The 12,015-nt window shown below is 56.7% G+C and carries 9 protein-coding genes and 3 pseudogenes; 6 read left to right on the forward strand and 6 right to left on the reverse strand.

Going from position 1 to position 12,015, the window contains the following annotated elements; genetic code table 11:
* Positions 1-74: 74 nt before the first annotated feature.
* The 4 genes and pseudogenes from ltrA to HB376_RS41605 all read right to left on the reverse strand — a co-directional run bounded on the left by ltrA (position 75) and on the right by HB376_RS41605 (position 4,537).
* The gene (gene ltrA, locus HB376_RS40040) at positions 75-1,592 is read right to left on the reverse strand and encodes a group II intron reverse transcriptase/maturase (RefSeq protein WP_213769218.1); all 1,518 of its coding nucleotides are present in this window, start codon (positions 1,590-1,592) and stop codon (positions 75-77) included.
* Between the two features lie 863 nt (positions 1,593-2,455).
* Positions 2,456-2,713, reverse strand: a pseudogene (locus HB376_RS40045) (IS6 family transposase); the annotation flags it as partial.
* A gap of 178 nt (positions 2,714-2,891) precedes the next feature.
* Positions 2,892-3,743 carry a formate/nitrite transporter family protein gene (locus HB376_RS40050; protein WP_213769219.1) on the reverse strand — a complete coding sequence of 284 codons (852 nt, stop codon included), beginning with the start codon at positions 3,741-3,743 and terminating at the stop codon, positions 2,892-2,894.
* Positions 3,744-3,896: 153 nt separating this feature from the next.
* Positions 3,897-4,537, reverse strand: a pseudogene (locus tag HB376_RS41605) (endonuclease/exonuclease/phosphatase family protein).
* A gap of 237 nt (positions 4,538-4,774) precedes the next feature.
* Between HB376_RS41605 and HB376_RS40055 the strand changes: the two are divergent.
* The 4 genes and pseudogenes from HB376_RS40055 to HB376_RS40070 all read left to right on the forward strand — a co-directional run.
* Positions 4,775-5,578 carry a cupin domain-containing protein gene (locus HB376_RS40055; protein WP_213769220.1) on the forward strand — a complete coding sequence of 268 codons (804 nt, stop codon included), beginning with the start codon at positions 4,775-4,777 and terminating at the stop codon, positions 5,576-5,578.
* Entirely contained in the window at positions 5,575-6,468 is an 894-nt protein-coding gene (locus tag HB376_RS40060; protein ID WP_213769221.1) for an SDR family NAD(P)-dependent oxidoreductase, read from the forward strand. The genes HB376_RS40055 and HB376_RS40060 overlap by 4 nt, the downstream gene beginning before the upstream one ends.
* A gap of 683 nt (positions 6,469-7,151) precedes the next feature.
* Complete coding sequence (locus tag HB376_RS40065; RefSeq protein ID WP_213769222.1) at positions 7,152-7,313, forward strand: hypothetical protein; 162 nt, start codon at positions 7,152-7,154, stop codon at positions 7,311-7,313.
* 44 nt (positions 7,314-7,357) lie between these two features.
* A pseudogene (locus HB376_RS40070) lies at positions 7,358-7,657 on the forward strand (transposase); the annotation flags it as partial.
* A 174-nt stretch (positions 7,658-7,831) separates the two neighbouring features.
* Here the strand turns inward: HB376_RS40070 and HB376_RS40075 are convergent.
* Together HB376_RS40075 and HB376_RS40080 are read right to left on the reverse strand one after the other, a co-directional pair.
* The gene (locus tag HB376_RS40075) at positions 7,832-8,953 is read right to left on the reverse strand and encodes a flagella assembly protein FlgT middle domain-containing protein (RefSeq protein WP_213769223.1); all 1,122 of its coding nucleotides are present in this window, start codon (positions 8,951-8,953) and stop codon (positions 7,832-7,834) included.
* Between the two features lie 32 nt (positions 8,954-8,985).
* On the reverse strand, positions 8,986-9,519 hold the full coding sequence (locus HB376_RS40080; protein ID WP_213769224.1) for an LPP20 family lipoprotein: 534 nt from the start codon (positions 9,517-9,519) through the stop codon (positions 8,986-8,988).
* A 782-nt stretch (positions 9,520-10,301) separates the two neighbouring features.
* Between HB376_RS40080 and HB376_RS40085 the strand changes: the two genes are divergently transcribed.
* Positions 10,302-10,796: a hypothetical protein gene (locus tag HB376_RS40085; protein ID WP_213769225.1), complete on the forward strand. Its 495-nt coding sequence runs from the start codon at positions 10,302-10,304 to the stop codon at positions 10,794-10,796.
* Positions 10,797-10,887: 91 nt separating this feature from the next.
* Positions 10,888-11,697 (forward strand): flagellar brake protein, encoded by an 810-nt coding sequence (locus HB376_RS40090; RefSeq protein WP_346730676.1) that lies wholly within the window; start codon positions 10,888-10,890, stop codon positions 11,695-11,697.
* Positions 11,698-12,015 lie beyond the last annotated feature (318 nt).

The following is a 12,015-nucleotide window of genomic DNA, read 5'->3' on the forward strand; positions in this document are numbered from 1 at the left end:
CGTTACCGCCCCCATCCCTCACAGACCCGGACTAGCCCAATTAAGGCATCCGGTTCTTCATTGCACAGATTCGCTCACGTGTTGATATAGCTATGCACAATTCGAGCTTGCGGCAAGGGAAACCTCTTGAGTATCTCTTTGAATGCGGTCCATGGAATGTTGCTTTTGGACGACCTGCGTGATAACCACTTGCGCCAAGTGGCGATTGCATGAAATCTCAATCCACCAATGCGTTTGCTGTTACCGCTGATACCAAAGTAGGCAAAATGCCCCTTTAGCATCCTGCAGAGCTTTTGATGCTGGTCCCGGACCGACCAATGCCGCATTGCGCGGCACTGTTGGTTGATCGCTTTCCTGGCGCGAGCCATGCGATCCTTCGCCGTCATCTGGCGCACCGTCGGTCGTCCTGTTCTCGATTTCACCCATACATGCGTGAATCCAAGAAAGTTAAAACTTGTCGCCAGCACCTTCTCGCCCTCATCCTCGACAGACTTCGGTTTGTAGCGGAAATCGACCACGGTGGTCTTGTCCGGGTGAAGTTCCAACCCGTATTTCCCAAGCCGTTTGCCAAGCACCTCCAGCACCCGCTGCGCGTCATCCTTGTATGCAAACAGCATGACAAAATCGTCCGCGAAGCGGACGAGTGTGCTCGGCCCCCTCAGCCGTGGCTGCGCTTTATCGCTGAACCATTCGTCGAGCACATAGTGCAAGAACACGTTGGACAGCAATGGCGACGCTACTCCGCCTTGAGGTGCGCCCATCTCCGAAAAAGACACCCGTCCATTTTCCAATACACCTGCCTTCAACCACTTGTCGATCAGTTTTCTGACTACACCATCCGTGACTCTTCTGGCTAAGAACTCTCTAAGCTTGGCGTGCGAAATGCTGTCGAAAAATTTTCTAACGTCAACATCTAACACCCATCTCCCACCCTGCCTGGTAATCCCGCTTCTGATCGCTTGCAGCGCATCGTGCGCGCTGCGTCCACGGCGGTAGCCGTAGGAACTGTCGCTAAAGTCAATCTCATAGATCGGCTCCAGCAGCAGGACGATGGCGCGCTGCGCCACTTTGTCCTCAAAAGAAGGGATTCCCAGCCCACGCTTGCTGCCATCAGCCTTGTCAATGTAATGACGGCGAACCGGCGGCGCACGGTAGCTGCCCGATTTGAGCCGGTCGATCAGACTTGTCAGATTGAGCTCCAGATTGGCAGCATAATCTTCTCCGGTCTGACCATCGACTCCTACCGCGCCATCCTTGCGCGTGCAATCGTACGCGTACTTCACCCACTCATAATCAATATGGTGAGCCAACGTGGTCAATGCCATCGCCGGATTATTCCTTGCCAGCTCGGCTATTCGTTCCTGTTTCGTTGACACGCTTTCAGGCTTCAATATTCCTCCGTGTTTCACATGAACGATTCCATACAACGACGCCCCCCTTTCCTCGACCGGGTCCGCCAGAACAGCGTTCCCCGGCGTCATCAGTACTACGAGGGCGCTAAGACTTCCTGTGCCGAATATCGGGTCGCTTATTGATTCGCTTCCCGGTTCCAATTCTTCGTCATCCTGTTCGCTCCCCTCTGGCGATGACATCCCAGGAGGCCCGGTCCCGCTTCTCAGCCCGGCACCATCAGCTCCACAGAATTGGTCGCACACAGGACCTCCCAAGTTCCTGGGGAATCCTTCCTGCGCCTTTGCCCTGCTCTCAGACCCCGGCCGGTCTGGCTGGCCTCGCCTTGATGGCCAGCTCAGTGCTGCCCCCACTTATTGGAATATGAGGACACCAGCGCTTAAATGATCTCGAGGCTCAATCACACGGCCTTAGTGCACCCTGTCTACGCTTCAAGTAATGGGTTACCCCATTCGCATGCAAGACTCGGTTCCGGCTGCTGGCTAGGCGTTACCGGGAGGGATTCGAACCCCCTGAACTCCAACTAACGGTTTCCGTCTGCTTCGACTTCCCCCGCTACCAAGCTTACCTTGGCGCTACCACCCTCATTACAAGGGCTTCAGCACTACTACGGGCAGCTCCGCCCCTCGTTACGGCATCGGTATTCTTCCTCATGGTGTTGGCCATTTGTCATTTCCCTTCACATCCGCACCAAGGTTCTCACGTTCCATACCAAAGCCTGTGTTGAGCTCATGCCGCCTCTACGCCGGCTGCCGTCAGGTCCGTAAACAGGTCTCGTCCCGACTGATCCTGGAGCGACGAAATGACCCCAGTTTTGACAGCGCTTTAACGAATTAACGACGCATCATCGAACGGTTTGCTTGCGCTCATCTTCTCAACACGTACCTGCCATCCTTATGAATGACTTTTCCACGGTCGCTCACCACCACGCCTTTTGAACGCAGCGGCACCGGGCGGTTTGAAGCCTGCTCCTGCAAGCCGGCTTCGGGAGGCCTACTCTCATCTTCAGTACAGCACCACAAGCTTTCGCTTGTGTTCGTGACACACTCTCATCCATCCTCCAGCTCTTGCCAACCGCTCGCTTGCAGCGGCGAAACGCCTTCTCAAGCACGGGCAGAAGCTTGATGGCCCAGCGGTGCACCGTGGAATGATCGACCGCAATCCCGCGCTCGGACATCATTTCTTCGAGATGACGCAAGCTCAGCGGATAAGCGACGTACCAACGCACGCAAGTCAGCATGACTTCCAGCGGATAGTAAAACCGCTTAAGCACCCGTGCCACACTCGGATCCAGCGTCTTCATTCTTCACCCACGCCACCGTTTCGATTGAGCAAGGTTACCAGAACGCCCTATTGCGACAAAACCGTCAAGACTGCATCGGCACGCATGTATCCGTCGTCCGTGACAAGGAGGCGTTCCGCCCGGCAAGATGGGGACAATGGGCAACAGCCCGCGTCATGTCCCTTGCACGCCCCTCAGATCAGCGCTGATCGTCGTCATTCGTCATCTCCGCCACGATGGAACCATGGTTTATGATCGCCACCAGTGAAATTCCACCGATCATATTGCCGAGTAAGGTTGGCGCAAAAAAGTTGAGCAGATAGTCCTCCACGCTTGCTGCGCCCGCCATCACGCTGTAGCTCGCTTCAACTGAACCGGCGATCACATGCGACAGCTTGCTCATCGCGACCACATAAGTGATCAGTAAAATCGTCACCAGCCGGGCCGAACGGGCACTCGGCAGCAGCCAGACCATCAACGCGATCAGCCAGCCGGCAAACACTACGCGAACGACCGTCACCATGAAGGTGCCGGAAAAAGGTTGTTTGCCCAAAACGCCCAGGGCCTTGACGACATCATCGGTGAAGACGCCTGGGATTTGGAGCATGGCCGCGAACATCAACGTGCCTGCAATGTTTCCGAATAGCACGAGCCCCCAAAGTCGGCCAGTCTTCGCAACGGTCGTCATGTCACGCCGCGTCAAGACCGGAAGTACAGCGCTCAGGGTGCTTTCCGTGAACAGTTGCTGCCGGCCAAGAATGACGATGACAAATCCGACCGTGTAGCCGAAAGAAGCGACGAGGGACCGCCAAGGAGTATCGGGCAAAGAGCTTTCGATCACTGCCTGCGTTAAGAAGGAGAATCCCATCGATAGCCCGGCGGCCAGCGCAGACATGATGAGCGCGCCGGCCGTTCGCTCCATCGCAGCCTCGCCTTCTTCCCTGACGACTTCGTGGATTACCAAGGCACGTGGGGAGGCGTGTTGTGCGGCCTGCTTTTGTTCCCCGTCATCAAGATGAGGGGAGCTGGAGCCAGCATCGGGACCGGACATGATTCGAAATCCTTGGGTTGTGACTCGTCACCAGGTGTCGAAGTTTCCGTCGGACTTGTTCACAACCTCGCACAATAAATGCCTGCACCCCTGCGGCTAGGCGGAGTCGCTCTTCCTCCCACCACGCGTGCGCTTGAGTGGCTCCAGTTCGACTCACGTTGGCGCATAATCGCTGGCATGCGGCTCTCCACGCACCCATTTGCTGACGTCAGCCGTTTTTAAGCGCGTGGCGACATCGGGACTTAATAACAAATGATCGATGCGAAGACCGGAGTTGGTCGGCCAATGCTGCCGAAAATAATCCCAGAATGTATAAACCCGTTCATCGCCGTAGATAAAACGAAGCCCATCGGTCCAACCCTAGGTCAACAGACGCTCGAAGCATTCACGGCTTTCTGGCTGCAACAGCGCATCCTTTAGCCAGGAACGCGGATTATAGAAGTCATCATCGGTAGGAACGACGTTGAAGTCGCCTGCCAGGATCACGGAATGCTCACTCTCGAGCAACGCCGCCGAATACTTGATCAGTCGCTCGAACCACGCGAGCTAGTACTGAAATTTAGGACCCGGCTGCGGATCTCCGCCCTTCTGCAAGATCGCGACGCCATTCCACGATGTCTGGCCGTGCCAGATTGCACCGTCCCGGCTGCATTGATTTCTCTTATAGCAAATCCGGAATTCGGTGCCTTGAGTTCCTGCAGGCAAACTACATCGGGCGCTTCTCTCATCAGCCACTCCAGCAATCCGGGTAGCCGTGAACGGATCCCATTGATGTTGAAGGTCGCTATTTTCATTTGTCTAGGCTTCCCGGAGGAAATTGCAGGGTCCCGGTCTAGTAGTAGCAAAATGCGTGCTGCGGCGACTCCAGACGCAGCTCGTTCAAAACGCCGGTACTGCAACGCACGCGTCCCCGCGTGGCTCCGCTGCGGAAAACGTCGCCGGCCGGGTGCCCGGGAATGAATTGTGTTTCGGCCAAGGTTTAAGCGCTGCTTGAACCATGAGTCCACGAATCTCCCGCCCGAGGACCCAACATGCCAAACCCCAATACCCCCGCCGACGGCGCACAACAGCCCGACATCGAGGCCTCGTCCCGGCACACTCCCATCATCTCCGGTGAGCGCAGCACCCCAGCAGCATCGGCCGAATCCCAGGCGGCGGGAAGCGCGATGGCACCTGGCGACTTCGGCGCCAGTGCTTCGCCGGCGGCCGGCACCATGGCTGCTCCCGACCAACCAGCCGGCGGCTGGAGCGGCCAGCATCCGCACATGTTCCACCTGTCTGCCTGGGCGCCGGACGTCTTCACGGGGGGCACTCTTCAGGGCGCCACCGGCGACAACTGGAAGATCCTTTCCGGACAGCAAGCTGCTGTCTGCCTGGCACGGCTCGAACCCTGCGGCGTGCGGGAGCCGCACTGGCACCCGAGCGCATGGGAACTGAATTTTGTCGTTTCGGGCTCGGCTCGCTGGAGTTTTGTCGGGCCGGAAGCCACGCACGACACGTTCGAAGTGGTGAAAGGCGATCTCGTCTTCGCGCCGCAAGGACACTTCCACTACTTCGAAAATGCCAGCGACACCGAGGACCTTGTCGTCCTGATCATCTTCAATTCGAGTGCGAGCGAACCGGCTGACGATGTGGGCATCGTGGCCTCGCTGAGCGCTATTCCCGTCGATGTGCTCGGAGCGGTCTTCGGTGCCTCGCCCGAACTCTTCAAACAGATTCCGCGCAAGCTGGAACGCGTCACCATCACGCGCAAACCCAAGGCGAAGGCGCCGGACGCGCCCGAGGCCGCGGCGGCAGCCAGCGCACGATCCCACATTTACGAGGGGCAAGCATGAGCACATCCACATCATCGTCAGTGACAAAAACTGAAGGCCGGCTGCAGGGCAAGGTCGCGCTGGTCACGGGCGCGGCGCGCGGCATCGGCCGATCGGTTGCCGTGGCGTTCGCGCGGGAAGGAGCGAGCATCGTGGGTCTGGACATCGCCCGCCGAGCAAGCGCAATCCAGCGCTACACCATCCCGACCGAGGCAGATTTGGTCGAAACCGGGCGTCTGGTCGAGCAGGCGGGCGGCACGTGGCGGCCGGAAGTCGCCGATATCCGCGATTACCCGCGACTGCTGAAAATTGTTGCTGCAACCGAGCAGGACTTCGGACCGATCGCGATCCTCGCGGCGATCGCGGGCATTCAGTCCTTCAAGCCGTTGCTGGAACTGGAGGACGCGGACTGGCAGGACCAGCTCGACATCAACCTCACCGGCACGCTGAACTGCATTCGGGCGGTGGCACCCGCGATGGGAGCACGCAAGTACGGCCGGATCATCATCACTTCATCGACGCAGGGGCGCCACGGCATGCGCGATGGCGCGGGCTATTCGGCGTCGAAATGGGCGCTGCTGGGGCTGATGAAATCAGCGGCTCTGGAATTCGGCGAGTTCGGGATCACTGTAAACGCGGTCATCCCTGGCCTGATCGATACCGAATTGACGCGCAACGAAAGCCGATATACGCAGGCGCTGAAGGAAGCGAAAGGAGGCAAGGTCCCCGAACCGCCGCTTGAGCCGAAGGTGATGGAAGCGCTCACGCAGAAAACGCCACTCGGCGTGCCGTGGATTGACCCGGACGATGTCGCACCGGCCTACGTGTACCTTGCATCGGACGACGCGCGCATGGTGACCGGCACGGCGCTCGATGTCACCGGAGGCGACAGCGCGCACAACACGGCATGAAAATGGCATAAGACTGCGCGGCGATGGCAGTGCTTATCAACGCAAGACACCCGGCCCCCAACGGGTGTCTCGCTCAAGGTCGTCAAATAGGCCGGCATGCGGTTGACCTCATTTCCCATATCACCCACGCTCTCCTGACAGAATGGCATGAGGAAATTGAAAACAAGCTTCCACGCTGACAAGATTGCGCGGGTTGAAAGCATCGGTGAAAGAGCAGATATACGTAAAGACCTTTAATACCACGAGGAGGTGCGCGTCATCTCCCTAAGGTCAGCATCAGTTGGGTGTTCTCCCGTTATCGGTATGTCGTTTGCAAAAACCGTACACACCCGGATCCGATTTAAATGAAAGCGTCCGACCTTACTGGAGAAATGTTATGAGCTTGACCAATACGATCGAAGGCATCGTTGGAATGGATCCCGCTCCCGACACCCACGTGAAGAGCGTCCTCGAAGCGTTCTGCCGAATAGACCCGGACCGTTCGCGGTAAACCGGTAAACCTATACGCATGGGGTCGATCACTCGGCGACGGCTCATGGGCCTCCGCAATAGCAATGCGCCAGCCATTGATGTAAATGTTCCGGGGATAGATGGATTCAGGTAGTGGTGCGAAAACTCGTCCGAATTATGCTGCATTTTCGGACAGATCCCATCATGACCGAAAGACGCAGCATAACTCGGTCATGATGGACATTGTCAACCCTACCGAACTCCGCGCTCCCATGCTGAACCGGATCGTGCGACGAATAGAAGAACGAATCGTGCTGATCGGCAAGCGTATTGAGCAGAAGCGGCTAAATGGTGACATTTCTTTTCTGCTGGCGAAGTTAGCGTCGTTTGAGTAGACGAAACAGTCTGCACTTAGCATGTTGAAATGACCCAGCTCGCGCAGTACAGCGGAACCGCCGGACGTATCGAGAATAGCCAGATCGGGGTGTTTCTCTGCTATGCGGGCCATGGGGGTAGCGCCTTCATCGACCGCGAGCTTTGTTTACCCCAATCCTGGATTGATGATCCATCGCGTTGCAAGGCTGCGGGCATTCCCGACACGATAAAGTTCGCGACCAAACCACAGCTTGCCAGACAGATGCTTGAGCGAGCACTGGATGCCAGCGTACCGTGCGGCTGGGTGACGGGCGAGGAGGTATACGGTGGTGACTGGCCTCTGCGGCTATGGCTTGAGTCGCGCGAACAGCCCTATCACATCTTGGACTAAGCTCACGCGAGCGTCGCTGCAACGAAAGCGCGGTTATGTGCTCGCGTTACCGAATTCGCAAGAAGCCCCTCCGGTGATTTATAACGCTTCGTGTTGTTCGAAGGCGTTGCGTCCACTGAAGTCAAGTCGATAGAGCTATCGCAGCCGCTAATGATCGTCCGCAAATCGGACGAAATCACCGGCCGCTACCGGGCCAGCCGCGGTGCCCGCGATCAGCGTGCCCGTTGCTGTCAATGGCTGCACGTGGTCCACGGTCACCGATCCCACCAATTCCTCCTCCTGCGTCGAGTAACCGCCGGATAAGGAGCCGAGCCAGCCCGGCATCCGGTGATAAACCAATAGCGTGTCGCCCGGTGCGATCGAGGAGGTCACTCCGGCATCGATGGTGACGCGCCAATCGTCGACATGCACAATGTGCGCAGCAAATGGCAAGGCTGTAACATCGCGCGCGACGTCAGCTTTGAATGCAGCGAGTGCTGCACTGATCGTCTTCCCCAGCGGGGTGTCATAAAAAGCTGCGCTGCCGAATGGCTTGTCAAGCCCTACAACGACATCACCTCGCGCCAACGCTGAAAATTGGTGATGGGCGATACTGCCTCCAGTCAACCCGTCGCTGACAAAAAGCTCGATGTCCACTTGGCGCTTCCGTGCCTCGAGCATGCCGAACAGACCCGACTCGATGCTCACATTCAGTACCCGTCCGGAGAGCACGAACTGGCTATTCGAGCGATAGGCGATTTCGCGGATTGAAGCGGGATCAGGTTCCGTCAACATGTGCCCGTCTCGGTAAAATGGCGACGCACGGCTTGACTCTGCCAAGAAACCGCCGTCATCATCGAGACCGCGCGCCAGCTGACTTGCTAAGCCGTCGACGAGATCATCGATGTCGTCAGCCTGCGTCGAACTCAAGATCGCGAACCGGGTGGTGGCAACCTTGCGCTTATACCGCCGATTCGGCCGATGCGGTGCATTCAACGAATTATCACTGGTCGCGACGATGTGCTCTACTCCATCGCTTTGCCATTCCTTCGTGACACGAATGTCCCCGATATCATCTTGCCCACGAATGCGGCCGCTCCTGACCAGCGCGCCGCCCGGCGACCTCAGCTCGGTGGATTCAAGGCGAGAAGAGATGGCTAGTGCGGCCGCGTCGCGCGCGTCAGCCACCGCGAGCGTTCGGGCTACTTCGGCCCCCCGGTCATCGATGCGGCTCGAACCCTGGACCTCAATCATCGACGCGTTCGCGACCATCGACAGCCAGGTCGGCACAATGAGCGCCAGCGACCACCGAGCCCTACCGATCATTCGGCGTAGTAGTACGAAGATGTGTAGTAAGCCTCCCCTGGGCCCGCCGATCCGCGCATTGTTCCGACGGCTCGATCATTGAGCGGTGGGTTTGTGTAGGCCCGTTTCGGGAAGCCCGCGATCACGCTCGAGTCGTAGTCGAGTTCCACAGTTGTCTCGTAATTGCCGTCTTCCATCGCGACGACATTCAGTACGCGCGCGCCGCGGATGTATGCGTCGATTCGCGCTGCAAAACCGTCGTCCTTCATAGCCATTTGCGAGACGGTCGAGTTACTCGTGATTCGCATGCCATAAACTTGTTCTGCCAAGGACCGAAACGCATCAAGCTTCGAGGCACGCATTGCCAGCAAACGTTTTTGCCCGGCCGAATAACCCTGATATGTACTGATCGCGCCGTAACCTACCGCCGTTACCCGGACTTCAACCGGTGCCGCGGTCGTTAAAGCTTGCCCGGGCTGTTCCAGTGGCTGGACAGTGCAAGCGGAAAGGAAAGCGGCCGCGGACATAATGGATAGCGCGATTGTTTTCATCTTGATCCCATTTCATTGATTTTTTGGTGTGAATGACCGCTGGCAGCGACACGCCTCGTTCGGTTCTCGTGACCCGATTCGAACCATTATCGTTATGTTTATTATAACAATACGGGCGTACCACCAAGGGTGTCTGTATCAGCTTCAATCTGGTTATCGGCGCTTTCTTTGCGAACTTTAGTGGCGGATGTGATCAGCGAACTCACGTACGCGGCAAGAGGCTGATCTCAAAGTGCGAAAGTCGCGCTCTGAGGCCCACCGCAGGCATCTTACGCGAGGCAAAATGCATGCAATTGTCGTCGTCACATCGAACCGATTCTGCAAACCGCTTCCAAGCTGATGGCGGGTTCAAATCGTGTCCGGATTGTCGTTCGGGTAGGTGAGAATAGGAAAGGTCACAGAGAGGAGCAAAGCGCAATCCGTCGTTCGTTCGACCGGGTAGTGGCTGAATCATCACAACCATCCGGCGACCTCGGTATTCGGACCGGGGCGGCCGAAAAAAGGTTTGCACTGGGCCACATACGCCCTGCCTCGGACGCTAGCCGAACGCGTCGGCAAATTGTCAAGACCTCACGTACGCTTCAGCGCGGCCGATAATTCGGATGTGGCTCACCCCGTGCATTTGAGCAGGCTTGCAGTTTCGTGTCCAAACCGTTATAGTTTTTAGAACAATTAACCTGAGAGACCTTGTGCAACCGGAACGGACCGACCACGTCGATACGCTGACCGAAACACCTAGCCCGGTCGGTTGCGTTTCCGATCGATGGCTAGCGTGCTATCCGATGTTTCAAGACGCCCTGCAACGCGGTGAAACGTCGTTTCTAAAGCTCCCTCAATACGTCAAGCTGCTGGCTCTCAAACGCACGACCGTAGAGGCCGCTGAGCAAGCTATTGCATCGACCATCCTTGATGATGTTGGAGCGTCTTTTGTTGAACTCTCCATCCGTCACGTAGAGGACGCCGTTGAGCGATACTTCGCAACGCAGACAAACGGTGGACTTTCGCACGCCATCCGTAATAACCCGCTGCTTGATGACCTCGCTGAACAGATCACAGGTATAAATCAGCCTCATGTTGCGAGACCACCCTGCGTGCTTCGACCCGGACAAGACATCTTCCTTGATGGCTGGATGCGGTTTTTTTCATATCGCGCTCGCGGCGACAAGACCATCCCGCTGCTTGCTATCGATTGGATAAGTTTTCATGAGCGACTCAGCTCCCTCGATCTCGGAACCGTGTCGCATAAATTTACCCGCCGCCCCCCAACACCCGCGTAGAGTAAAAATGCGGAAACTTCGGCGATCAGCTACAAGCTTGACCGACTGCTACCGCATGATGCCCGCTTAAAACGCGTTCGGAATATCTATCGTGTTGCGCAAACTACGCTATTTCTTTTCTGCTCTCAGTGCGGGAGGATCCGAAAATGACTCTTTGCTGCTATCCGCCAAGATAGGCAACAGGGAACGCGAAAACGATACCGATTTTGGCTTACGCAATCCTCTCCAAATTGGAACAGCGCTACGCGATCTTGCCATCCGACAAGATTTCTTGACCGTTGAATCCGGCAACCAGCAGATAGTCACGCGTTTGCTCCATGTCGATACAAAATCGAAGACGCTTATCTTCGATTATGGATCCATTGGACGGGAGAATCGCCCCGTGCTGGCAGCACACAAGCTGCTCTTTAGTGCATCGCCAAACGGCGTGAAAATCGAATTCACGACAGGGATGCCACGCAAAATCTCATACGATGGCAACGCCGCGTTCGAAGTCGAATTACCGCAAGTGCTTTTCCGCATGCAACGGCGCGGTTACTTTCGGGTTGAGACTCCCATGTTCGATCCGTATTTTTGCAGCGGTGTGCTGCCCGACGGACAGCCCTTCCGCCTTGAAATGCACGACCTGTCGCTTGGTGGGGTGGCATTGAGGACGCGAGACGAAAACATTGCCAACCTCGAAATCGGCGCGACATTAAAAGATGTCGTGCTGCATCTATGGAATCAGGGGACTGTCGTCTTGGATCTGCAGCTTGTCTCCCCTCGCTTTGCGACCATGCCTAAGGGCGGCAAAATTTTCATATTGGGGTTCAGAATTTTATCGCTCCCAGCATACGCGGAAAAGATGCTTCAGCAACTAATCACCCAACTGGAAATCAAACGCGGCGTCCTTTGGCGGTGAAGGCTAGTCCGGACGTGGTCGTATGACCGTTTCAAGAAAAGCATCAATGGCGAGCGGCCGAATACGCCTGCTGAGATATCGAATCGAGACCAAGCGATGGTTCGCACGTTTCAAACACAACGTGAACACTGGAGGAGTACGTGGTGACGACGCTTGACAAAAAGGTAACGAACACAAGCCCATACACGTTTCTTAGTATCGAGGTAGCAATCTCACATCTGGAGCATGTTCTGAACGAGAAAGGTACCGATTCGTTACTCCCCGCAGTCTACTGGCGGGGCCGAATTCTTCAGGCTCTTGCGACCCCCGGCTTGACAC

It is taken from the genome of Caballeronia sp. dw_19 (assembly GCF_018449515.1).
Classification (GTDB): domain Bacteria; phylum Pseudomonadota; class Gammaproteobacteria; order Burkholderiales; family Burkholderiaceae; genus Caballeronia.